Annotated in this window: 24 protein-coding genes; 20 read left to right on the top strand and 4 right to left on the bottom strand. The window is 55.9% G+C overall.

What is annotated here, in order from left to right; translation table 11 throughout:
• Positions 1–485 (bottom strand): fumarate hydratase (locus HMPREF3178_RS31880; RefSeq protein ID WP_228705146.1); only part of this gene is annotated, 485 nt, incomplete at its 3' end.
• A gap of 197 nt (positions 486–682) precedes the next feature.
• On the opposite strand from HMPREF3178_RS31880, the gene manA reads away from it, so the two are divergent.
• Positions 683–1,861: a mannose-6-phosphate isomerase gene (gene manA, locus HMPREF3178_RS22595; RefSeq protein WP_017145758.1), complete on the top strand. Its 1,179-nt coding sequence runs from the start codon at positions 683–685 to the stop codon at positions 1,859–1,861.
• 98 nt (positions 1,862–1,959) lie between these two features.
• Complete coding sequence (locus HMPREF3178_RS22590; protein WP_017145757.1) at positions 1,960–3,507, top strand: YdgA family protein; 1,548 nt, start codon at positions 1,960–1,962, stop codon at positions 3,505–3,507.
• A 25-nt stretch (positions 3,508–3,532) separates the two neighbouring features.
• On the opposite strand, the gene HMPREF3178_RS22585 is transcribed toward HMPREF3178_RS22590, so the two are convergent.
• A complete protein-coding gene (locus HMPREF3178_RS22585; RefSeq protein WP_017145756.1) occupies positions 3,533–4,561 on the bottom strand; it encodes a Mal regulon transcriptional regulator MalI in 1,029 nt (342 codons plus the stop codon).
• Positions 4,562–4,735: 174 nt separating this feature from the next.
• On the opposite strand from HMPREF3178_RS22585, the gene malX reads away from it, so the two are divergent.
• The 5 genes from malX to yedF all read left to right on the top strand — a co-directional run bounded on the left by malX (position 4,736) and on the right by yedF (position 9,706).
• Entirely contained in the window at positions 4,736–6,328 is a 1,593-nt protein-coding gene (malX, locus tag HMPREF3178_RS22580) for a maltose/glucose-specific PTS transporter subunit IIBC (protein WP_017145755.1), read from the top strand.
• 47 nt (positions 6,329–6,375) lie between these two features.
• Positions 6,376–7,548 (top strand): MalY/PatB family protein, encoded by a 1,173-nt coding sequence (locus HMPREF3178_RS22575; RefSeq protein WP_004102615.1) that lies wholly within the window; start codon positions 6,376–6,378, stop codon positions 7,546–7,548.
• A 324-nt stretch (positions 7,549–7,872) separates the two neighbouring features.
• Positions 7,873–8,076, top strand: coding sequence for a putative selenium delivery protein YdfZ (gene ydfZ / locus HMPREF3178_RS22570; RefSeq protein ID WP_004102617.1), 204 nt, complete (start codon positions 7,873–7,875; stop codon positions 8,074–8,076).
• Between the two features lie 188 nt (positions 8,077–8,264).
• The gene (gene yedE, locus HMPREF3178_RS22565; RefSeq protein WP_004113413.1) at positions 8,265–9,476 is read left to right on the top strand and encodes a selenium metabolism membrane protein YedE/FdhT; all 1,212 of its coding nucleotides are present in this window, start codon (positions 8,265–8,267) and stop codon (positions 9,474–9,476) included.
• Positions 9,473–9,706: a sulfurtransferase-like selenium metabolism protein YedF gene (yedF, locus tag HMPREF3178_RS22560; RefSeq protein ID WP_004102619.1), complete on the top strand. Its 234-nt coding sequence runs from the start codon at positions 9,473–9,475 to the stop codon at positions 9,704–9,706. The genes yedE and yedF overlap by 4 nt, the downstream gene beginning before the upstream one ends.
• A gap of 82 nt (positions 9,707–9,788) precedes the next feature.
• Here yedF and metQ read toward each other — a convergent pair whose 3' ends face one another.
• Positions 9,789–10,604 (bottom strand): methionine ABC transporter substrate-binding lipoprotein MetQ, encoded by an 816-nt coding sequence (metQ, locus tag HMPREF3178_RS22555; RefSeq protein WP_070585521.1) that lies wholly within the window; start codon positions 10,602–10,604, stop codon positions 9,789–9,791.
• Positions 10,605–10,876: 272 nt separating this feature from the next.
• On the opposite strand from metQ, the gene add reads away from it, so the two are divergent.
• Positions 10,877–11,878, top strand: coding sequence for an adenosine deaminase (gene add / locus HMPREF3178_RS22550; protein ID WP_017145754.1), 1,002 nt, complete (start codon positions 10,877–10,879; stop codon positions 11,876–11,878).
• Positions 11,879–11,940: 62 nt separating this feature from the next.
• Here the strand turns inward: add and HMPREF3178_RS22545 are convergent, their stop codons facing one another.
• Positions 11,941–12,981, bottom strand: coding sequence for an oxidoreductase (locus HMPREF3178_RS22545; protein WP_017145753.1), 1,041 nt, complete (start codon positions 12,979–12,981; stop codon positions 11,941–11,943).
• 183 nt (positions 12,982–13,164) lie between these two features.
• On the opposite strand from HMPREF3178_RS22545, the gene blr reads away from it, so the two are divergent.
• The 12 genes from blr (at position 13,165) to dtpA (ending at position 24,074) form a co-directional block, all read left to right on the top strand.
• A complete protein-coding gene (gene blr / locus HMPREF3178_RS22540) occupies positions 13,165–13,314 on the top strand; it encodes a division septum protein Blr (RefSeq protein ID WP_017145752.1) in 150 nt (49 codons plus the stop codon).
• Between the two features lie 103 nt (positions 13,315–13,417).
• The gene (locus tag HMPREF3178_RS22535; RefSeq protein ID WP_017145751.1) at positions 13,418–14,788 is read left to right on the top strand and encodes a GH1 family beta-glucosidase; all 1,371 of its coding nucleotides are present in this window, start codon (positions 13,418–13,420) and stop codon (positions 14,786–14,788) included.
• 220 nt (positions 14,789–15,008) lie between these two features.
• Positions 15,009–15,224 (top strand): transcription modulator YdgT, encoded by a 216-nt coding sequence (gene ydgT, locus HMPREF3178_RS22530; RefSeq protein WP_004102628.1) that lies wholly within the window; start codon positions 15,009–15,011, stop codon positions 15,222–15,224.
• Between the two features lie 80 nt (positions 15,225–15,304).
• A complete protein-coding gene (locus tag HMPREF3178_RS22525; protein ID WP_004102630.1) occupies positions 15,305–15,745 on the top strand; it encodes a DUF2569 domain-containing protein in 441 nt (146 codons plus the stop codon).
• A gap of 77 nt (positions 15,746–15,822) precedes the next feature.
• On the top strand, positions 15,823–16,404 hold the full coding sequence (rsxA, locus tag HMPREF3178_RS22520; RefSeq protein WP_004102633.1) for an electron transport complex subunit RsxA: 582 nt from the start codon (positions 15,823–15,825) through the stop codon (positions 16,402–16,404).
• Positions 16,404–16,982: an electron transport complex subunit RsxB gene (rsxB, locus tag HMPREF3178_RS22515; protein ID WP_004102635.1), complete on the top strand. Its 579-nt coding sequence runs from the start codon at positions 16,404–16,406 to the stop codon at positions 16,980–16,982. The genes rsxA and rsxB overlap by 1 nt, the downstream gene beginning before the upstream one ends.
• On the top strand, positions 16,975–18,948 hold the full coding sequence (gene rsxC / locus HMPREF3178_RS22510; RefSeq protein ID WP_017145750.1) for an electron transport complex subunit RsxC: 1,974 nt from the start codon (positions 16,975–16,977) through the stop codon (positions 18,946–18,948). The genes rsxB and rsxC overlap by 8 nt, the downstream gene beginning before the upstream one ends.
• Positions 18,949–20,001: an electron transport complex subunit RsxD gene (gene rsxD, locus HMPREF3178_RS22505; protein ID WP_017145749.1), complete on the top strand. Its 1,053-nt coding sequence runs from the start codon at positions 18,949–18,951 to the stop codon at positions 19,999–20,001.
• 10 nt (positions 20,002–20,011) lie between these two features.
• On the top strand, positions 20,012–20,632 hold the full coding sequence (rsxG, locus tag HMPREF3178_RS22500; protein ID WP_017145748.1) for an electron transport complex subunit RsxG: 621 nt from the start codon (positions 20,012–20,014) through the stop codon (positions 20,630–20,632).
• Between the two features lie 3 nt (positions 20,633–20,635).
• Entirely contained in the window at positions 20,636–21,334 is a 699-nt protein-coding gene (locus tag HMPREF3178_RS22495; RefSeq protein ID WP_004113426.1) for an electron transport complex subunit E, read from the top strand.
• 1 nt (position 21,335) lies between these two features.
• On the top strand, positions 21,336–21,971 hold the full coding sequence (gene nth / locus HMPREF3178_RS22490; protein WP_004102645.1) for an endonuclease III: 636 nt from the start codon (positions 21,336–21,338) through the stop codon (positions 21,969–21,971).
• 597 nt (positions 21,972–22,568) lie between these two features.
• Complete coding sequence (gene dtpA / locus HMPREF3178_RS22485; protein WP_024274267.1) at positions 22,569–24,074, top strand: dipeptide/tripeptide permease DtpA; 1,506 nt, start codon at positions 22,569–22,571, stop codon at positions 24,072–24,074.
• Positions 24,075–24,128 lie beyond the last annotated feature (54 nt).

Here is a 24,128-nt window from a genome sequence, read left to right as displayed (position 1 = left end):
GTGCCGGTGTTGACCTCTTTATACATATCCAGCGGCGCGTTCTGCGAATAGCGCAGGTTATCCTGGATATAGGTGTTGTACACGCCCTGCGCCAGCGCGGCTTCATCGCCGCCGCCGGTCCACACGCGCTGACCTTTCTTGCCGGTGATAATTGCGGTACCGGTGTCCTGGCAGGTCGGCAGTACGCCTTTGGCGGCAATATCCGAGTTGCGCAAGAACTGTAGCGCCACGTATTTATCGTTGTCGCTGGCTTCCGGGTCGTTGAGAATATCGGCGACCTGCTGCTGGTGCGCCGGGCGAAGCATAAAGGAGGCGTCGTGGAAAGCGTGCTGTGCCAGTAAAGTTAGCGCCTGAGGTTCAACTTTCAGAACTTCCTGGCCGGCGAATTCGGCGACGGAGACGTAATCACTGCTGAGGAGGTAATACTCGGTATCGTCCTTTTTCAGTGGAAAAGGATCCTGATATACAAAGGGTTTATTCGACATTGTACTCTCACTTACTGCTTGGCTGATTATATTTCAGGCAGACACTCCATTTGCCCGTAGAAAAGCGAGTCGATCGATTCTACACAATTTTTTAACAAAAACTGAGACAAGGACGACTTTTTCTTCGCACCGGTTGCTTCTCGGGCGTTTGCTGGTTTAATAGTGCCATTACTATCAAGTGGAAACAGGGATTGAGAATGCAAAAACTCATCAACTCAGTGCAAAATTACGCCTGGGGAAGTCATACCGCCTTAACCGAACTTTATGGCATTGCTAACCCAAACAACCTGCCGATGGCGGAGCTGTGGATGGGCGCGCATCCGAAGAGCAGCTCGCAAATTCTCGATGACGCCGGAACGCCGCGTTCTCTGCGCGATGCAATCGACAGCGATAAAACGACCCTGCTTGGCGCCAAAGTTGCCGAGCGTTTTGGTGAACTGCCGTTCCTGTTTAAAGTGCTGTGCGCCGCCCAGCCGCTCTCTATTCAGGTTCACCCGAACAAACGGGCCTCGGAAATCGGGTTTGCCAAAGAGAATGCCGCCGGGATCCCGCTTGATGCCGCCGAACGTAACTATAAAGATCCGAACCACAAGCCGGAGCTGGTTTTCGCGTTAACGCCGTTCCTTGCCATGAACGCCTTCCGCGAGTTTTCCGAAATCGTGAAGCTGCTGCAGCCGGTAGCTGAAGCGCATCCGGCAATAGCGCAGTTCCTGGCGCAGCCTGACGCCGCCCATCTGAGCCAGCTGTTTGCCAGCCTGCTGAACATGAAAGGCGACGAAAAAGCGCACGCCCTGAGCGTACTGCAGAGAGCGCTGGACAGCGAGCAGGGAGAACCGTGGCAGACTATCCGCCTGATCGCCGAGTTCTATCCGGACGATAGCGGCCTTTTCTCTCCGCTACTGCTCAACGTGGTCAAGCTGAATCCCGGCGAGGCGATGTTCCTGTTTGCGGAAACGCCGCACGCCTACCTGCAGGGCGTGGCGCTGGAGGTGATGGCCAACTCCGATAACGTCCTGCGCGCGGGATTGACGCCGAAGTACATTGATATTCCGGAGCTGGTGGCAAACGTCAAATTTGAACCCAAACCCGCTGGCGAACTCCTGACCCAGCCGGTCATTCACGGCGCGGAGCTGGACTTCCCCATCCCGGTTGACGATTTTGCTTTCTCACTGCACGACCTTTCAGCGCAGGCATCAACCATCGCCCAGGATAGCGCGGCGATCCTGTTCTGCGTCGAGGGTGAAGCAACGATCGTGAAAGGCGAACAGCGCCTGACGCTGAAGCCGGGCGAGTCGGCTTTCGTGGCGCACAACGAATCACCGGTACAGGTCAGCGGCAGCGGTCGCGTGGCGCGCGTATTTAATAAGGTCCAGTAAGTTACTGAACTTTTTAGCCACAGTTGCTAGACTTTCACTCATCACGACAACACAACCAGGCGGCCCAATCCGCCTGGTTTCATTTATGGACAAATGCTATGAAAAAATCGCTGGTCGCAGCAGGAATTATCATCGCGCTGGGCGTCGTCTGGACGGGCGGCGCGTGGTACACAGGGAAGCAGCTGGAAAGCCGCATTGCCGATATGGTGCAGCAGGCGAATGCTCAGCTGCAAAGCAGCGCGCCGCAGGCTGGCGTAGAGCTCACCTATCAGGACTATCAGCGCGGTCTGTTCAGCAGCCGTTTACAACTGGTCCTGAAACCCATCGCCGGCAAAGCGCCCCGCTGGCTGGCCGCCGGACAGTCGCTGGTGTTTGACGAAGTTGTCGATCACGGCCCCTTCCCGCTGGCTTCACTGAAATCCTTTAACCTCGCCCCGGCGATGGCATCCGTCAAAACCACCTTAGTGAACAACGAGGCCAGCAAGTCGCTGTTTGACATTGCAAAAGGCGAAACGCCGTTTACTATCGATACCCGCATCGCCTACAGCGGCGACAACCAGTCCGCTATCGTGCTGAAACCGCTTGATTACGCGAAAGACGACGAGAAAGTCACTTTTAGCGGCGGTCAGTTCCAGCTTAACGCCGATCGAGAGGGAAAAACCCTCAGCCTGAGCGGCGAAGCGGGCAGCGGGCAAATTAACGCGGTCAACGAATACAATCAGAAGGTACAGCTCACCTTTAATAATCTGAAAACCGACGGTTCCACCGAAATGGCCAGCTTCAACGAGCGTATTGGCAAGCAGGCCATCTCGCTGGATAAACTGGCGATTGGCGTTGAAGGAAAAGAGCTGGCGCTGTTTGAAGGGATGAAAATCGACGGCAACTCTTCGCTGACCGCCGACGGCAAAGGGATTAACAGCCAGCTGGACTACACCGTCAACAGCCTGAAGCTGCAAAATCAGGATATCGGTAGCGGCAGGCTGACCCTGAAGCTGGACAATATTGATGGTGAAGCTTTCCATCAGTTCAGCCAGAAGTACAATGCCGACGCCCAGGCGCTGATGGCGGACCCTCAGCTGGCGCAGAATCCTGAGCTGTACCAGCAGGCGCTAACGCAAACCTTCTTTAGCTCACTGCCGATGATGCTGAAAGGCAGCCCGTCCCTGACCATTTCTCCGCTAAGCTGGCGCAACGCGAAGGGCGAAACCACCCTGAATCTATCGATTCTGCTCAAAGATCCGTCGCTGACTACCACTCCGCCGCAGACGCTGGCCGAGGAAGTGGATCGTAGCGTCAAATCTCTCGACGGCAAGCTGGTGATCCCGGTCGATATGGCGACGGCGTTTATGACTCAGATTGCCGGGCTGGAAGGCTATCAGCCCGCCGACGCCGCTAAGCTTGCAGAGCAGCAGGTGAAAGGCCTGGCGGCGATGGGACAGATGTTCCGTATTACCACTATGGAAGATAACGCCATCACCTCCAGCCTGCAGTATGCTGACGGCCAGGTGACGCTGAACGGGCAGAAAATGCCGCTGGATGAGTTTGCCGGGATGTTCGGTTTAGCGCTTCCCCCTGTCCCGGCGCCCGCTGAGCCGCAGGAGACGCTGCCGCAAGAAGTGGTACCGCCAGTCGCGCCGCAGCAATAAATGACATATAGCCCCTCACCAGGGGCTATTTACGCGTAATCAGCCGGGGAGAGATGATCTGGTTTCGCGCCGCTCCCTGCCCCTCTTCCATACGCCGTAAAATACACTCCGCCAGGCTTTGCCCCATCTCCCGGGCGGGAGTCGTAACCCAGGTCAGCGGCAGATCATCCAGCGCCTCCTCGGGTAATTCCGCAAATGCCGCCAGCGCGACCCGCTGTTCGAAATAGCTTTCAACGCCATCCTCTCCGCTCTGTCGCCCGGCGCGCATCAGGCCAAACCACGCCCCGGTCGCGATCACGCTGTTATAACAGAGCACGGCGCTAATGGTCGGGTTTTGCCGCAGCAGGGCCGTCATCGCCTCCGCCGCCTGCTTCTGGCTTGAGCCGCACTCCACCACCCACTCGCTATGAAACGGCAGGCCATATTTCAGCAGGGTGGCGCAGTAGCCGCCAACCCGTTCGGCGCGCGTCAGGGATGAACTTTGCCCTCCCAGCCAGGCAATGCGCTGATGACCGCGGCGGATCAGGTGCTCGGTGACAATTTGCGCCGCCTGCATATTATCCGGGCGGATCAGGTCCACATCGTCGAGATAGCTGGCGCGGGAGGCGAAGACCAGCGGCATTCCGGCTTCCGCCGCGCGATCGCGCAGTTCGCCCCCCCGATCGATGGCGCCGGCAATCACTACGCCATCGACCCCCTGTGAAACAAGGGTATCAAAACGCTGGAGCATTTTTTCTCCGCTGTGCCCGCCCTGGGTGAGGAAGACCATTCTGCCCTGCGACTCAAGCGCATCGGTCAATCCGGCGGTCATCTCCGCGTAGAAAGGCTTCGACAAGTCGCTGACGATCAGGCCAATCACCCCGCTATGGCCGCCGCGCAGGGACGCCGCCTGGCGGTTACGCACAAAGCCCAGCTGTTCAATGGCGTGATTGACGCGCTCGCCGGTTGCCGACGAAATACGCCCCTTGCCGCTCAGTACCAGCGAGACGGTACTGACGGATACCCCCGCCGCCTGCGCGACATCATTAATGGTAATTTTTTTCGCGATAGCCATAACTGCAGGCCGACTCCCCTTGGCTGTCGATAAAACGTTTTATCAGGATGCCCTCTTTATAAACTTTATTATCGCTGGAATATGTGATTTTTATCGCACTAAAGTTTGGTAAAACGTTTTATCTTTTCGTGGCGTTGCATCCTACCGATAACTTTTAGAACCAGGATTCATGTTATGACGGCGAAAACAGCAAACAAAATTACCTTGTGGGAGTTTTTCCAGCAGCTCGGGAAAACCTTCATGTTACCCGTAGCATTACTCTCCTTTTGCGGGATCATGCTGGGGATCGGCAGCTCTCTGAGCAGCCATGATGTCCTGACGCTTCTGCCGTGGCTGGACGTGCCGTTGCTGCAGGCCGTTTTCGTCTGGATGGGCAAAGTCGGCTCCTTTGCCTTCAGCTTTCTGCCGGTGATGTTTTGTATCGCCATTCCGCTGGGTCTGGCGCGAGAAAACAAAGGCGTCGCCGCGTTTGCCGGTTTTGTCGGCTACGCGGTAATGAACCTGGCGGTAAACTTCTGGCTGACGGCCAAAGGTATTCTGCCGACCACCGATGCCGCCATCCTCAAAGCCAATAACATCCAGAACATTATCGGTATTCAATCGATCGACACCGGGATCCTCGGCGCGGTGATCGCCGGGATCATCGTCTGGATGCTGCACGAACGTTTCCATAACATCCGCCTGCCCGACGCGCTGGCCTTTTTTGGCGGTACCCGCTTTGTGCCCATTATTACGACCGTGGTTCTCGGCCTGGTCGGTCTGGTGATCCCGCTAATATGGCCCGTTTTCGCCATGGGGATTAACGCACTCGGCCAGGTCATCAATAGCGCAGGTGATTTCGGACCGATGATCTTCGGCACCGGTGAACGCCTGCTGCTGCCTTTTGGCCTGCACCATATTCTGGTGGCGCTGATCCGCTTTACCGAAGCGGGCGGCACCCTGGACGTTTGCGGTCATAGCGTCAGCGGCGCGCTGACGATTTTCCAGGCCCAACTAAGCTGCCCGACCAGCCACGGCTTCGCCGAGAGCGCGACCCGCTTCCTGTCACAGGGTAAAATGCCGGCATTCCTCGGCGGCCTGCCGGGCGCAGCGCTGGCGATGTATCACTGCGCGCGTCCGGAAAATCGCCATAAGATTAAAGGCCTGCTGATTTCCGGCGTTATCGCCTGCGTGGTAGGCGGCACCACCGAACCGCTGGAATTCCTGTTCCTGTTCGTCGCGCCGGTTCTCTACGTTATCCATGCGTTACTGACCGGCCTGGGCTTTACCGTAATGGCGATCCTCGGCGTGACAATCGGCAACACCGACGGCAACGTTATCGACTTTGTGGTATTCGGCATTCTGCATGGTCTGTCCACCAAGTGGTACATGGTACCGGTGGTTGCGGCCATCTGGTTTGCGGTTTACTACGGTATCTTCCGTTTCGCAATCTCCCGCTTTAACCTGAAAACGCCGGGACGCGATATTGAAACAACGAGCGCATTTGAGAAGGCTGTCACCGGCGTGACCGGCAAATCAGGGTATAACGTTCCGGCGATTCTGGCCGCGCTCGGCGGCGCGGAAAATATCGTTTCGCTCGATAACTGCATTACCCGCCTGCGTCTGTCGGTTAACGATATGAGCAAAGTCGACAGCGCCGCGCTGAAAGCGAATCGCGCCATCGGCGTGGTTCAGCTCAACCAGCATAACCTGCAGGTAGTGATTGGCCCGCAGGTGCAGTCGGTAAAAGATGAAATGGCTGTCCTGATGAATACCGTCGAGGCATAAGCTCCGCCCCCGCCTTGCGGCAGGGGGCCAGGATTAAGGAAGTTGCGATGTTTGATTTTTCAAAGCAGATCGACCGTCACGGTACCTGGTGCACGCAGTGGGATTACGTCGCCGACCGTTTTGGCGTAGCCGACCTGCTGCCCTTTACGATCTCCGACATGGATTTCGCCACCGCCCCCTGTATTCTTGATGCCGTCAGCAAACGTCTGGGGCACGGTGTTTTTGGCTACAGCCGGTGGAAAAATGATGAATTCCTCGGCGCGGTGAGCCACTGGTTCGCCAGCCGTTTTCATAGCCCAATCAACCGCGAAGCGATTGTTTACGGGCCATCGGTGATCTATATGGTCGCGGAGATGATTCGTCAGTGGTCGGCAGTGGGCGACGGCATCGTGGTACACACTCCGGCCTACGATGCCTTTTATAAAACCATTGAAGGCAACCAGCGGCGCGTCGCGGCCGTGCCGCTCTCTCTCGACAACCATCACTGGCGCTGCGATATGGCGGCCCTGGAGCGGGTACTGGCTCAGCCGCGTAATACCGTTCTGCTGCTGTGCAGCCCGCACAACCCCACCGGCAAGGTCTGGACCCGTGAAGAGCTGGAAACCATGGCGCAGCTGTGTGAGAAGCATGGGGTAAAAGTGATTAGCGACGAGATCCATATGGACATGGTCTGGGACGGGCAGCAGCACATCCCGTGGTGCGACGTGGCCCGCAGCCCCTGGGCGCTATTCACCTCCGGCTCGAAAAGCTTCAACATTCCGGCATTTACCGGCGCATACGGGTTGATTGACGATCCCGCCGTGCGCGAAAGCTATCTGCACGCGCTGAAGAGCCGCGATGGCCTCTCATCACCTTCCGTGCCGGCGCTGGTCGCCCATATTGCCGCCTATCGTGAGGGGGCGCCCTGGCTGGATGCCCTGCGCGGTTATTTGCAGGAAAATATGCGCTTCATCGCTGGCGAACTGAATCAGGCGTTTCCGGAGCTAGGCTGGCAGCCACCGCAGGCGACTTACCTGGCGTGGATTGACCTGCGCCCGCTGGCCGTTGACGATCGCGCCCTGCAAAAAGCACTTATCGAGGAGCAGAAGGTCGCCATTATGCCCGGCTACACTTACGGCGAAGAGGGTAAGGGCTTTGTCCGTCTCAACGCCGGTTGCCCACGCGAGAAGCTGGAAAAAGGCGTGCAGGGATTAATCGCCGCCCTGCGTTCGCTGCGCTAATTATTTTCCCTTCAATAATCAGGTAGCGGGCTCCCCGCTACCGCTGGCGTTTATTTCACCGGCGCTTTGCGCGGTACGAACATTAAGCGCGAATAAAATTATAGTTCTCTCTGTGCCACGCCGATGAGATTCACCTGGCCGCGGGAAAAATAACCTCTGGCTTATTAACCGTCTCAATCCCGCTCCCCTGCCTGCCCCCGACCTAAGAGTCTCCGGGCATAATGAGACCAAATTTTGACGAGACGCAAAAAAATTCGCGCCGCAAAGGTGTATTTAATTGCCGCTTTTCATTCCCGTCAAAGTATTAATCAGGAGGACGAAATTATGAAAACTTACGATCGTAACCGTAATGCTATCTCTACCGGCAGCATGGTTATGGTAGCCGATAGCGGCGCGACGGGCGTCATTAAGGCCATCCACGCTGAAGGTAAAACGGCGGAGCAGATCCGTCGTGCTGATTGCGTGGAAATAGACGGACACGAAGGGTTATTTAGCCCGCTGAACCTGATTCGTCTGGGCTTTAACTGAATTCGCGTACCGTCATTAACAGCAGGCCGCGAATAAGCGGTCGTGAAAGGCCACCAGCGCGTGGCCTTTTATATTCTCTTTATCGGTCAATTTGATCCTGTCGAGCGTTTTCAGGAACTAAACAGCGTAGTATCGCCCCTCTTCAACCCGCTACGGGTAATATACCTTCTGAGTTCAGAGGCATCTTCATGACATGGCAACAATTCAAACAGACGTGGCTGATTAAATTCTGGTCACCCGTTCCCGCCGTTATCGCCGCGGGGATTCTCTCAACCTACTACTTCGGCATTACCGGCACTTTTTGGGCCGTCACCGGCGAATTTACCCGCTGGGGTGGACAATTGCTGCAACTTATCGGCGTGCACAGCGAAGAGTGGGGGTACTACAAACTCATTCATCTTGAGGGCACCCCGCTCACTCGCATCGACGGCATGATGATCATCGGCATGTTCGGCGGCTGTTTCGCCGCTGCGCTATGGGCGAATAACGTGAAGCTGCGTTTTCCTCGCAGCCGGGTGCGTATTCTGCAGGCCGTCGCCGGAGGCATCATTGCCGGCTTCGGCGCCCGTCTGGCGATGGGCTGTAACCTGGCCGCCTTCTTCACCGGTATCCCGCAGTTTTCTCTGCACGCCTGGTTCTTTGCCATCGCCACGGCTATCGGCACCTGGTTCGGCGCGCGTTTTACCTTGCTGCCCATCTTCCGTATTCCGGTTAGGATGCAAAAAGTGTCGCAGGCGTCGCCGCTGACGCAAAAACCTGACCAGGCGCGACGCCGGTTCCGTCTCGGGATGGTGGTCTTTTTTGCCATGATCGCCTGGGGTCTGCTCACCGCGGCTAACCAGCCGAAGCTCGGCCTGGCGCTGCTGTTTGGCGTCGGGTTTGGCCTGCTTATCGAACGCGCGCAGATCTGCTTTACCTCTGCCTTTCGCGATATGTGGATCACCGGACGCACCAATATGGCGAAGGCGATCATTTTCGGTATGGCGGCCAGCGCCATCGGGATCTTCAGCTACGTGCAGCTTGGCATGGAACCAAAAATTATGTGGGCCGGCCCCAACGCGGTCATCGGCGGCCTGCTGTTTGGCTTTGGAATCGTCCTGGCGGGCGGCTGCGAAACCGGCTGGATGTACCGCGCGGTGGAAGGCCAGGTGCACTTCTGGTGGGTTGGGCTGGGCAACGTGATAGGTTCAACGATCCTGGCATACTACTGGGACGGACTCTCCCCGGCGCTGGCCACAAGCTGGGATAAAATCAACCTGCTGGCGACATTCGGGCCTTTCGGCGGCCTGCTGGTGACCTATCTCCTGCTGCTGATCGCGCTGGGTTTGGTTATTGGCTGGGAAAAACGCTTTTTCCGCCGCAAATCTCTCGCCACCTCGACGGTTAAGGAAAGCGCATGAAAACTCTGGTCCCGGACTATCGCCTGGATATGGTTGGCGAACCCTGCCCCTATCCTGCCATCGCCACGCTTGAAGCGATGCCCTCGCTGAAGAAAGGCGAAATTCTTGAAGTGGTCAGCGACTGCCCGCAGTCGATTAACAATATCCCGCTGGATGCCAAAAATCACGGCTATACCGTGCTCGATATTCAGCAAGATGGGCCAACCATCCGCTATTTGATTCAAAAATAGCCATCAAAAAGCCGGTAGCACGCTACCGGCCGTTATATGCGCTTGCCCGTCGGCGGCTGACGCCATACCGGGTATGAAACGATTACCAGCCCTTAACCGCATCGCCTTTATAAAGCTGTTCTGCCGCCGCGGCCACCTCATCGCTCTGGTAGGCCTTCACCAGATTTTTTACCTTTTCGCTATCTTTGTTTTCGATGCGGCTGGCAAAGATATTGACGTAGGGCGAATCTTTGCTTTCCACAAACAGGCCGTTGCGCGACGGTGACAGGCCCACCTGGCTTGAGAAAGTGGTATTAATTATCGCCATAGTTATCTGCTGGTCGTCCAGCGCGCGGGTAAGCTGCGGCGCCTCAATCTCGACGATTTTTAAGTTTTTCGGGTTATTAATGATATCAAGCGAAGTGGGCAGCAGACCGGTGCCCTCCTTCAATGTAATCAGCCCCTGCATTTGCAGTAGCAGCAGCGAGCGTCCGAGGTTAGTTGGATCGTTGGGAACGGCCACCTGCGCGCCATCGGGCAGTTGGTCGACCGAACTGATTTTCTTCGAATAGGCGGCAATCGGATAAACGAACGTCGTGCCAACCTGAACCAGCTTATAGCCGCGCTCCTGAATTTGTTTATCCAGATAAGGCTTATGCTGGAAAGCATTAGCATCAAGATCGCCGTTGTTCAGCGCTTCGTTGGGCAGGACGAAATCATTAAACGTCACCACTTCGACGTCGAGATTGTACTTCTCTTTTGCCACTTTTTGCGCCACCGCCCAGACCTCCTGGTCAACGCCTGCGCTAATGCCCACTTTGATGTGGTTAGGGTCCTGCTCGCCAGGTTTGCAGGCTGCCAGCAACAGCGAGCTTGCGACAACCAGCGGTACTGCAATTTTTTTTAACGTAAAGATCATATTCCCAGGGTCCTTTTTAAAATAGCCTGCCATTCATTGCAGGAAAACCAGCGCCAGAGACTATAGAAAATCACACGGGCGAAATTAAATACTGATTCACTATGATTAATAGCGTTTTGCTATGAGCGAATGCGACATGCGGCTCAGAGAGAGGGGAATCTTTCCTCACCACTCCCTTTTTCATTGATTTATTCGGTATTTTTCTCCTCTTTTAACCATTTATCGTTCTGATGTACAATGACGCGCACTTTAACTAAAAAAAGAGTGCGACCATGATTGATTTAACTTTGCCATTAACCGACATCCATCGCCATCTTGACGGTAATATCCGGGCCCAAACTATTCTCGATCTTGGCCGCCAGTATAACCTCGCACTTCCGGCAAATACGCTCGAAACATTACGTCCTCATGTACAGGTCACCAGCAATGAGCCCGACCTGGTCAGCTTCCTCTCTAAGCTGGATTGGGGTGTAAAAATGCTCGCCTCTCTGGATGCCTGCCGCCGCGTTGCCTATGAAAACCTTGAAGATGCCGCGCGCAACGGACTGCATTACGTCGAACTGCGTTTCTCTCCGCGCTATATGGCGATGACCCACCAGCTGCCGGTAGCGGGCGTCGTCGAAGCGGTGATCGCTGGGGTAAAAGAAGGCAGCCGCGACTTTAACGTTGAAGCCCGTCTGATCGGTATTCTGAGCCGCACCTTCGGCGAAGCGGCGTGCGAGGAAGAGCTCGAAGCCCTGCTCGCCCACCGCGACGGCATTACCGCCCTCGACCTCGCCGGCGATGAACTTGGCTTCCCGGGGAATCTGTTTATGGAGCACTTCCGCCGCGCGCGCGATGCGGGCTGGCGGATCACGGTCCATGCAGGCGAAGCCGCCGGTCCGGAAAGCATCTGGCAGGCCATTCGCGAGCTGGGAGCCGAACGCATCGGCCACGGCGTGAAGGCGGTGCAGGACCCGGCGCTGATGGACTATCTCGCCGCGCAGCGCATCGGCATTGAGTCCTGTCTGACCTCCAATATCCAGACCAGCACCGTGCCGTCGCTGGCCCGGCATCCGCTGAAAACTTTCCTCGAGCACGGCGTGTTGGCCTGCATTAATACCGACGACCCCGCCGTCCAGGGCGTCGATATTATCCACGAATATACGGTTGCCGCCCCGGCTGCCGGCCTGAGCCGCGAGCAGATTCGCCAGGCGCAGATCAACGGCCTGGAACTCGCCTTTTTAAGCGCCGGGGAAAAAGCAGCGCTGATGCAGCGCGTTCAGCAGGCTTGATCGACTCCCCCGTGATAAACGGGGGTCATTCAACGCCGGGCGGTTGTTGTCGCCGGGATGACCTAATTCAGACACAGCGTCGTTCGATGTCTGGCCGACTCGAGGCCAAGCTCAATCAGCTCCATAATCTGAATCGCCTGGCTTGCCGGAACCGGATTAGTGCCGCTTCCGTTAAGTGCATCGCGAATAGCGGCATAATAGGCCGGATAGTTACCCGGCAGCGTTAGCCACGACTCCTCGGTTATGTTCTCGCCCTCCGCTCGCGTCAGCACCCCGTCGCGCATATCGTATCCCCAGTCTTCCTGCGGCAGGCGTTCGCCGCTTTTCAGCCGCTCCTCCTGCGGGTCGAGACCGTATTTCACATAGCTTCCTCGCGAACCGTGGATAATAAAGCGCGCCGTTTCCGCCGCAGCGACCAGAGTTCCGTGCAGCACGACGCGACGCTGCGGCCAGGCTAAAACCGCATGAAAATAGTCGGTGGACTGGGAGCCCGGACGTAACTGCGCCAGATCAACCTGCATGCTAACCGGCAGGCCGAAGAGATTTACCACCTGGTCCAGCAGATGCGGGGCAAGATCGTACCAGATGCCGCTCCCCGGTCCGCCTTGTTCACGCCAGCGATTACGCACCTGCGGTCGATAGCGATCGAAATGAGACTCAAAGTATCCTACTTCCCCCAGTAGCCCTTCGTTAATCAGCGCTTTTACCGTCAGAAAATCGCTGTCCCAGCGGCGGTTATGGAATACCGACAGCAGCCGCCCGCCGCTTATTGCCAGCGCTTCAAGCTCACGCGCCTGTGACAGTGTCACGGTAAAGGGTTTATCGACGACTACGTGCTTGCCCGCCTCCAGCGCGGCCTTTGCCAGCGGAAAATGGGTGTCGTTTGGGGTCGGGATCACCACCAGATCGATATTGGGGTCGTTCAAAATCCGCTCTGGCCCGCTAACCACCGGCATTGCAGGCCAATCGGCATGCACTTTATTTTCATCGCTGCTGGCCACGGCGGCCAGCGTCATCCCTGGCGTACCGCTGATTAGCGGCGCATGAAAGGTCTTGCTCGCGTAGCCATAACCGATTAATCCTACCCGGATAGCATCACTCATTTTTACCCCCTTAACGAGAATAACGGTGTCCCAGTTACGCTGCGGACAAGACCTCTGTTAACGCATGTTGCCCGCGTTATCGCGCAGCATTACGTCATTTGCGCAACTAAGTTCATGTAACACTTGCGTTACTTCAATCCTCTAGTACCATTTCCTTCTGGTTTCACAATTTGCTACAGAGTTATGGAAAACGTTTTTAACCGTATTGTAGAACTTATTGGCTGGATTGTTTTGGGCGTCTCAGCCCTGCTTTTAGTTATCGCTCATCATATTGATAACTACCAGTCCCCACCTACCGTTGATACTGTTCAGGCGAAGCCGCTGGCGAAATAAACAGTGACCCGCTTCGCAACTATGCAACCGGTTTCTGAAACCGGTTGCATAGCGGTACAGGGTTTTATTACACTCTCCTTATCAATCGATAAGGAGTTTCTTCATGTCCGGATTTCCGCAGCATTTTTTATGGGGAGCCGCTACCGCAGCCTGGCAGGTTGAGGGCGGACACGATGCCGACGGCAAAGGCCCTTCTATCTGGGATATCTACTCCCATCTCCCAGGCACCACTTTTCAGGGCACCACCGGCGATATCGCCGTAGACCATTACCATCGCTTTCGCGAAGATGTTGCGCTGATGGCGGAAATGGGTCTGCAAAGCTATCGCTTCTCAATTTCATGGCCGCGTCTGCTGCCCGAAGGCCGCGGCGAGGTTAACGAGGCTGGGGTTCAGTTCTACAGCGATCTGATTGATGAGCTGCTGGCGCATAATATTGAACCGATGATCACCCTGTATCACTGGGATCTTCCGCAGGCGTTGCAGGAGGAAGGCGGCTGGGAAGCGCGCAGTACGGCGGAAGCGTTCGCTGAGTACGCCCGCCTCTGCTATCAGCGCTTCGGCTCGCGGGTCAAATTGTGGGCGACCTTCAACGAGACTATCGTCTTTATCGGGCATGGGTATATTAACGGCATCCACCCGCCAGCGGTGCGCGACCCTGCGCGCGCGATTCAGGCCTGCCACCACGTCTTTATCGCCCATGCGCTGGCCGTGAAAGCGTTTCGTGAAATGGCAGTCGAGGGGCAGATAGGTTTTGTCAACGTACTGCAGCCGCATACCCCTTTAACCAACAGCGAGGAGGATATGCGCGCGACGGCGATGGCGGATGCTATTCACACCCACTGGCTTTACGATCCGGTGCTAAAAGGTCAATACCCTGAAGAGCTCCTGCAACAAACCCAGGCGCTGTGGGGCGTTCCGGCTTTTGCCGCAGGCGACGATGCGCTGCTGCGTGAAAACCGCTGTGATTTTATCGGCCTGAACTACTACCGCCGCGAAACCGTCTCAGCGCAGCCCCCGGAGGTTCCGACCGGCGGCGAACCCGGCGTCGACGGGCTGTTCTATTTTGTACGCAACCCGCAAAGTACCTATACCGAATGGGGCTGGGAAATTTGGCCTCAGGGGTTAACCGACGGGATCATGATGATTAAAGCGCGCTACGGTGACATACCGATTTACATCACCGAAAACGGACTCGGGGCCATTGACCCGATCATCGATGGCGAAATCGTCGACGACCCGCGTATTGACTATCTGAGTAGCCACATAACTGCGCTGGAAAAAGCGCTGGAACTGGGCGCTGACGTGCGCGGCTATTATCCCTGGTCCTTTATTGATCTATTAAGCTGGCTCAACGGTTATAAAAAACAGTACGGCTTTGTTTATGTCGATCATCAGAACAATCTGGCGCGTAAACGTAAAAAGAGCTTTTTCTGGTACCAAAACGTTATTGCCAGCCGAGGCGAACAGCGTTAATCTTCTCTCCCAGGCGCCATCCGGCGCCTGATTCAGTTCTGGAATACTCTTAAATTCCTTTTTACCAGGCCAGAAACATCATCTGTTCTTGTTCCGGGTATTTACAACCGAAATAATTCCATACAGTTTACTGAAAAAAAGGAACGGCCGGTTGAGAACAGGTTTACACAGAATGGGTATATTCAACTTAAATTATTCTGATTATAAAATGGATACGCAAATGACCGTTCAGGACTACTTATTAAAATTTCGTAAAATCAGCACGCTGGAAAGTCTGGAAAAACTTTTTGATCACCTTAACTATTCCCTGACCGATAACGAAGAGATCGTCAACATGTATCGCGCCGCAGACCATCGTCGGGCGGAGCTGGTTTCTGGCGGCAAATTGTTCAACATTGGCGAGGTGCCCAAGTCCGTCTGGCGCTACGTGCAATAAAGACTGTCATCATTCACGCCAGTTGCTTATACTTCCGGCCCTGCTTTTATTGATAACTGGCGTTAAATTCGGGAGTAATAATGTCCTCTGACTCTGTGGAACGTATTGGCGGATGGCTTCTGGCGCCGCTGGCATGGCTCCTGGTGGCCCTGCTTAGCGCCTCATTGTCGCTGCTGTTTTTTGCTGATGCTCTGATGTCTTCCCAGACTTATACCCTGCTGCGCAATATGAGTACTGAACATCTCGCCTTGTGGATTGCTTCGCTGGCCTTCGCGATCGCCATGTGGTACTACACGCTGTGGTTGACCATTGCCTTTTTCAAGCGGCGGAAAGGGGTGCCAAAGCATTACATTATCTGGCTGCTGATTACGCTTCTGCTGGCGGTAAAAGCATTTGCCTTTTCCCCAATATCAGACGCTCTGGCGCTGCGCCAGCTGCTGTTTCCCCTTCTCGCTGCGGCGCTGCTGGCTCCCTATTTCAAGCGTTCTGAACGGGTTAAGCGGACCTTTGTGAATCCGTAATAACCACACAGTTAACCTGTTGTCGCCGGTATCGATTTATTCGATAATAGACGGCTTTTTCTATTTCAGGTCGAATAATGGCTGATTATTTACTGCTCTTTGTTGGCACCGTTCTTGTTAACAACTTCGTGCTGGTGAAGTTTCTGGGACTGTGCCCGTTTATGGGGGTTTCCAAAAAGCTGGAAGCCGCTATGGGAATGGGGCTCGCCACCACCTTTGTGATGACGCTGGCCTCAATTTGCGCCTGGCTGATTGATACCTGGATCCTTATTCCGCTGGACCTGGTCTATTTACGGACCCTGGCCTTTATCCTGGTTATCGCCGTAGTGGTGCAATTTACCGAAATGGTGGTGCGTAAAACCAGTCCGGCGTTGTATCGCCTGTTGGGCATCTTCCTGCCGCTGATCACCACCAACTGCGCGGTGCTCGGCGTTGCGCTGCTCAACATTAACCTCGGGCATAATTTCCTGCAGTCTGCGCTGTACGGCTTTGCTGCCGCCGTCGGCTTTTCGCTGGTGATGGTGCTTTTCGCCTCCATCCGCGAGCGTCTGGTGGTTGCCGATGTGCCGGCGCCGTTTCGCGGTAATGCCATTGCGCTGGTCACTGCCGGTTTAATGTCCCTCGCCTTTATGGGCTTTAGTGGTTTGGTGAAGTTGTAATGAATGCTGTCTGGATAGCCGTGGTTGCCATTAGCCTGCTGGGGCTGATTTTCGGCTTAATTCTGGGGTACGCTTCGCGCCGTTTTGAGGTGGAAGATGACCCGGTGGTGGAGAAAATTGACGCCCTGCTACCGCAGAGCCAGTGCGGTCAGTGCGGTTACCCCGGCTGTCGTCCCTACGCGGAAGCCGTAGGCACTCAGGGTGAGAAAATTAACTGCTGCGCGCCCGGCGGCGAAGCGGTGATGCTCAAAATCGCTGAACTGTTGAACGTCGACCCGCAGCCTACGGACGGCGATGCGCAAGAAGCCGTACCTGCGCGAATGCTGGCGGTGATCGACGAAGCGAACTGCATCGGCTGCACAAAATGCATTCAGGCCTGTCCTGTGGATGCCATCGTCGGCGCCACCCGTGCGATGCATACGGTGATGAGCGATCTCTGCACCGGCTGTAATCTTTGCGTCGCGCCTTGTCCGACGCAATGTATTGAACTGCGCCCGGTGGCGGCGACGACAGAAACCTGGAAATGGGATCTTCAAACCATCCCGGTACGCATTATTCCCGTGGAACAACATGTTTAAGTTATTTTCCGCATTTCGCAAAGACAAAGTCTGGGACTTCAACGGCGGCATTCATCCGCCGGAAATGAAAACCCAGTCTAACGGTACCCCGCTGCGTCAGGTTTCCCTGCCGCAGCGTTTTGTCATCCCGCTGAAACAACACATCGGCGCGGAAGGTGAGCTCTGCGTCCAGCCGGGCGATCGCGTCCTGCGCGGCCAGCCGCTTACCCGCGGCTGGGGCAGAATGCTGCCGGTGCACGCGCCAACGTCCGGCATCGTGGCGGCGATTGCCCCCCACTCGACCGCCCACCCTTCCGCGCTGGCGGAAATGAGCGTCATTATTGATGCCGATGGCGAAGACCGCTGGATTGAGCGCGATGGCTGGAACGATTACCAGAATAAATCCCGCGAAGAGCTGATTGAGCGCATTCACCAGTTTGGCGTAGCCGGGCTTGGCGGCGCCGGTTTCCCCACCGGCACTAAGCTGCGCGGGGGCGGCGACAGAATCGAAACATTAATCATCAATGCGGCGGAATGTGAGCCCTATATCACCGCTGACGATCGCCTGATGCAGGATTGCGCGGCGCAAATCGTTGAGGGAATTCGCATCCTTGCCCATATTCTGCAACCTGCACAGGTGCTGATCGGCATCGAGGATAATAAACCGCAGGCGATTTCGATGCTCCGCGCGGTACTCGCCGACACGCACGGTATTTCGCTGCGAGTAATCCCGACGAAATACCCCTCAGGCGGTGCAAAACAGCTGACGCAAATCCTCACCGGTAAACAGGTGCCCCACGGTGGGCGCTCCTCTGATATCGGTGTATTGATGCAAAACGTCGGCACCGCCTATGCGGTGAAACGTGCGGTGATAGACGGCGAGCCGCTGACGGAGCGCGTAGTCACCTTAACCGGCGAAGCGGTCACGCGTCCGGGCAACGTCTGGGCGCGCCTGGGTACGCCGGTCAGCCATCTGCTAAAAGATGCCGGTTTCTGCCCAGGCGCCGATCCGATGGTGATTATGGGCGGCCCGCTGATGGGCTTCACCCTGCCCTGGCTCGACGTGCCGGTGGTCAAAATCACCAACTGTCTGCTGGCGCCTTCGGCGAGCGAAATGGGCGAACCGGAAGAGGAAAAAGGCTGTATCCGCTGTAGCGCCTGCGCGGACGCCTGCCCGGCCGATCTTCTGCCGCAGCAGTTATACTGGTTCAGCAAAGGGCAGCAGCACGACAAAGCCACCAGCCATAACCTCGCCGATTGTATCGAGTGCGGCGCCTGCGCCTGGGTTTGTCCAAGCAATATCCCGCTGGTGCAGTACTTCCGCCAGGAGAAAGCCGAGATATACGCCATTGCGCAAGAAGAGAAACGCGCAGCGGAAGCGAAAGTCCGCTTTGAGGCGCGTCAGGCTCGCCTGGAACGGGATAAAGCCGCAAGGCTGGAACGTCATAAGCAGGCAGCCGTACAGCCAGCAGCGAAAGATCAGGATGCGATTAACGCCGCCCTTGCCCGCGTACGTGAAAAGCAGCGCAACGCGGCGCAGCCGATTATCGTGCTCTCCGGCGAGAAACCGGATAATAGCGAAGCCATCGCCGCTCGCGAAGCCCGTAAGGCCGAGGCGCGGGCGCGCAGGGCTGAGCAGCTGGTAGTCCCGGCTGAACCTGCCCCGGACGCAGAGCAACCTGCTACCGTTGACCCACGCAAGGCCGCCGTCGAGGCCGCGATCGCCCGGGCCAAAGCGCGCAAAGCGGGCCAGCAGGCAGCCCCGGCTGAACCTGCCCCCGCCACAGAACAGCCTGCTACCGTTGACCCACGCAAGGCCGCCGTCGAGGCCGCGATCGCCCGCGCCAAAGCGCGCAAAGCAGAACAACAGCAACAAGCAGTTCCCCCGTCGGCAGCCAATGATGACGGCCGCAAAGCGGCAGTCGCTGAAGCAATCGCCCGCGTTCAGGCCCGGAAAGCGTCCCGGCAGGCAGTTAACGAGGATTAAATGGTTTTCAGAATCGCAAGTTCCCCCTACACCCACAATCAGCGCCAGACTTCGCGGATTATGCTGCTGGTGCTGCTCGCCGCCGTACCCGGTATTGTGGTTCAGACCTGGTTTTTCGGCTGGGGTACCGTACTGCAAATTATCCTCGCCGCCGTCACGGCGTGGGGAGCCGAAGCGGCCATTCTTAAACTGCGCAAACAAAATATCCCGGCGATTCTTGCCGATAACTCAGCGCTGCTGACCGGCCTGCTGCTGGCGATCAGTATTCCGCCTTTTGCGCCGTGGTGGATGGTCGTGCTGGGCACTGCGTTTGCGGTGATTATCGCCAAACAGCTGTACGGTGGACTGGGTCACAATCCTTTTAACCCGGCAATGATTGGCTACGTGGTGCTGCTGATCTCTTTCCCGGTGCAGATGACCTCCTGGCTCCCGCCCCATGAGATAGCCGCCAATGTTCCCGGTTTTAGCGACGCGCTGAGGATGATTTTCACTGGTCATACGGCTACCGGCGGGGACATGAACAGCCTGCGAATCGGCATTGACGGCATCAGTCAGGCAACGCCGCTGGATACCTTCAAAACCTCGCTCCATGCCGGTCATGCGGTGCAAGAGATCCTCCAGTATCCTGTCTACGGCGGCGCACTGGCCGGTCTCGGCTGGCAGTGGGTTAACGTGGCTTATCTGGCGGGCGGTCTGTTCCTGCTATGGCAAAAAGCCATTCGCTGGCATATTCCGCTGAGCTTCCTGCTGAGCCTTGCCGTTTGCGCCACCCTGGGATGGCTATTCTCACCAGAAAGCCTTGCCTCACCGCAAATTCATCTGCTCTCCGGCGCCACCATGCTGGGCGCCTTCTTTATCCTGACGGACCCGGTGACCGCTTCCACCACCAATCGCGGTCGCCTGATCTTCGGCGCGCTGGCGGGGTTACTGGTGTGGCTAATTCGCAGCTTTGGCGGCTACCCGGATGGCGTCGCCTTTGCCGTTCTGCTGGCTAATATTACCGTTCCCTTGATCGATTACTACACGCGCCCGCGCGCGTACGGCCACCGCTGAGGACCCGAACATGTTACAAAGCATGCGTAAACACGGCATCACGCTGGCCCTCTTTGCTGCGGGTTCGACCGGGCTGACGGCCGCCATTAACGAACTGACTAAAAGCACTATTGAAGACCAGGCCGCCCAGCAGCAAAAAGCCTTATTCGACCAGGTTATGCCGGCCAATTTATATAATAACGACTTGCTGAAAAGCTGTTATCGGATAACCGCGCCGGAGCTGGGAAAAGGCGAGCATAAGGTCTGGATTGCTCAGAATGGCGATAAAGCGGTTGCAGCGGTGATGGAAGCTACCGCGCCGGACGGCTATTCAGGAGCCATTCAGCTACTGGTTGCCGCCGACTTTAAAGGTACCGTGCTGGGTACCCGCGTCACCGAGCATCATGAGACGCCGGGCCTGGGCGATAAGATCGAGCTTAGAATTTCTGACTGGATCACCCTCTTTGCCGATAAAGTGATTCATGGGCAAAACGATAGCCACTGGGCCGTGAAAAGAGATGGCGGCGATTTCGATCAGTTTACCGGGGCTACCATTACTCCGCGAGCGGTGGTCAATGCCGTCAAGCGCGCGGGCCTGTATGCGCAAACTCTGCCCGCGCAGATTTCTGCTATCACTCCCTGTGGAGACTAGACCATGAGCGAAGTAAAAGACGTTATTGTTCAGGGGCTGTGGAAAAACAACTCCGCGCTGGTTCAGCTGCTGGGGATGTGTCCTCTGCTCGCCGTAACCTCTACCGCCACCAACGCTCTTGGGCTTGGGCTGGCGACGACGCTGGTTCTTACCCTGACTAACCTGACCATTTCCAGCCTGCGTCGCTGGACGCCGGCAGAAATCCGTATTCCGATTTACGTTATGATCATCGCTTCGGTGGTGAGCGTCGTCCAGATGCTGATCAACGCTTATGCGTTCGGCCTTTATCAGTCTCTGGGGATTTTTATCCCGCTTATCGTCACCAACTGCATTGTGGTCGGGCGCGCTGAGGCCTTTGCCGCGAAAAAAGGCCCGGCGCTATCGGCGCTGGATGGTTTTTCCATCGGCATGGGGGCGACCTGCGCGATGTTTGTCCTCGGCTCGATGCGGGAAATTCTCGGCAACGGTACCCTGTTTGATGGTGCCGATAGCCTGCTCGGCAGTTGGGCAAAGGTTCTGCGTATAGAAGTATTTCATACCGATACGCCGTTCCTGCTGGCAATGCTGCCGCCGGGCGCATTTATTGGCCTCGGCATGATGTTGGCGGTAAAATACCTCATTGATGAACGTAGCAAACAGCGCAAAGCCAAAGCGGCGCAGGCCGGGATCGTTGCGCCCTCTGATGTGACGGGAAAAGCATAGGATGAACAAGAGTAAACGCCTGGAGATCCTCACCAGGCTCAGGGATAACGACCCGCACCCCACTACGGAGCTGAATTTTAACTCGCCGTTTGAATTATTGATCGCCGTGCTGCTCTCGGCGCAGGCTACCGACGTTAGCGTCAATAAAGCTACGGCGAAACTCTACCCGGTCGCCAACACGCCGGCGGCGATGCTGGCGCTGGGCGTAGAGGGCGTCAAGTCGTACATTAAGACCATCGGCCTGTTCAACAGTAAAGCAGAAAACGTCATTAAGACCTGCCGGATCCTGCTTGAGCAGCATAACGGCGAAGTACCGGAAGACAGAGCCGCGCTTGAGGCGCTTCCCGGCGTCGGGCGCAAAACCGCTAACGTCGTGTTGAACACCGCCTTCGGCTGGCCGACAATCGCCGTCGATACGCACATTTTCCGCGTTTGCAACCGGACACAATTTGCGCCTGGTAAAAACGTTGAACAGGTGGAAGAGAAGTTGTTAAAGGTGGTTCCGGCGGAATTCAAAGTGGACTGCCATCACTGGTTGATTCTGCACGGCCGTTATACCTGTATCGCCCGTAAACCGCGCTGCGGTTCCTGCCTGATTGAAGATCTTTGCGAGTTTAAAGAGAAGGTCTACTCCTGACCCTACCAGAGCCATAACCCTTCATAAGTCATGGCTCTGGTGCATACCCCATTTTTCCGATGTTCACGCCATCGATTTAGCCTTCTTATGGCTTATTATTCCGCTATATAACCATCGATCAGCTTATTCATTTTTTTCAGAGACAAAATTTCTATACATTTGTGATCCAGATCACTGAGTCAATTTCTTGTTGCTTTGTTGTTAACTTATTAATACGAAAACCTGCTGATTTAAATACCTCCAACTTAAATACCAACACAATAACCCATCATTTTTTAGGATTTTGGGCTATATCACTGGATGCAAGCGCAAACAGCAGAACATATGGCCTTTATGCGAAAACTTTCCGATTCTGACAGATAAAAACGCTGTCATTAACGAAACGCTGAAATTTAACTCTGCATAACATTTATATGTCCGGTGTATTATAACGCTCAGGATATGTGTAACAGATTATTGCAAAGCTATTGCCTGATGGCACAGGATAGTGAACATTACCTGCCGTTTTCCCTCCAGAATAACTATAAAGGCGGCGGTCTGCGAAGATTGCGCCCCGAGCACCCCCCGTTAATATGGGATGTAAAAAAAGAGGTATTTGTGTCTACTGCAAACAATAAACCAACGGAGAGCGTGAGTTTAAACGCTTTCAAACAACCACGATCGTTCTATCTCATCTTCTCTATTGAGCTATGGGAACGTTTTGGTTTCTACGGCCTGCAAGGGATTATGGCCGTTTACCTGGTTAAACAGCTGGGTATGTCAGAAGCGGATTCTATCACTCTGTTCTCCTCCTTTAGCGCCCTGGTATACGGTCTGGTGGCGATTGGCGGCTGGCTGGGCGACAAGGTGCTCGGCACCAAGCGCGTCATTATGCTCGGCGCCATCGTTCTGGCTATCGGCTACGGCCTGGTCGCGTGGTCCGGACACGATGCGGGCATCGTGTATATGGGGATGGCAACGATTGCCGTGGGTAATGGCCTGTTCAAGGCTAACCCCTCTTCCCTGCTCTCGACCTGCTATGAAAAGAACGATCCGCGTCTGGACGGTGCATTTACCATGTACTATATGTCCGTCAATATCGGCTCCTTCTTCTCTATGCTGGCGACACCGTGGCTGGCGGCAAAATTCGGCTGGAGCGTCGCTTTCGCTCTGAGCTTTGTAGGCCTGGTGATCACCATCGTCAACTTCGCTTTCTGCCAGCGCTGGGTTAAGCAGTACGGTTCCAAACCTGACTTCGCACCGGTGCACGTGGGCAAACTGCTGGCCACTATCGTTGGCGTGGTCGTTCTGGTCGCGATTGCAACCTGGCTGCTGCACAACCAGGGCATTGCACGTATGGCGCTGGGCGTGGTTGCTCTGGGCATCATCGTTATCTTTGCTAAAGAGGCCTTTGCGATGCACGGCGCGCCGCGTCGCAAAATGATCGTTGCGTTTATTCTGATGCTGCAGGCGATCATCTTCTTTGTGCTGTATAGCCAGATGCCGACCTCCCTCAACTTCTTTGCTATTCGCAACGTTGAACACTCTCTGCTGGGTATCGCTTTTGAACCTGAACAGTATCAGGCGCTGAACCCGTTCTGGATCATTATCGGTAGCCCGATTCTTGCCGCCATTTACAACAAGATGGGCGACACCCTGCCAATGCCGATGAAGTTCGCTATTGGTATGGTCCTGTGCTCCGGCGCCTTCCTCGTGCTGCCGCTGGGCGCGAAGTTCGCCAGCGATGCGGGTATCGTCAACGTCAGCTGGCTGGTGATTAGCTACGGTCTGCAGAGTATCGGTGAACTGATGATCTCCGGCCTGGGCCTGGCGATGGTTGCGCAGTTGGTTCCGCAGCGCCTGATGGGCTTCATCATGGGCAGCTGGTTCCTGACAACCGCTGGCGCTAATCTGATCGGCGGCTACGTTGCGAACATGATGGCAGTACCGGACAACGTCACTGACCCGCTGATGTCGCTGGAAGTTTACGGCCGCGTGTTCCTGCATATCGGTGTCGCAACTGGCGTTATCGCTATCCTGATGCTGCTGACGGCGCCGAAGCTGAACCGCATGACCCAGGACGATGATAAAACGGCAAAAGCCAGCGATACCGCCACGGCTTAAGCTCCCTGGGAAAACCGATAAGTAAAAGACCACCTTCTGAGAAGGTGGCTTTTG

This window comes from Klebsiella sp. HMSC09D12 (genome assembly GCF_001808475.1).
GTDB classification, from domain to species: domain Bacteria; phylum Pseudomonadota; class Gammaproteobacteria; order Enterobacterales; family Enterobacteriaceae; genus Klebsiella; species Klebsiella oxytoca.
The sequence above is the reverse complement of the archived record's forward strand: the minus strand, read 5'-3'. Positions and strand labels throughout refer to the sequence as shown.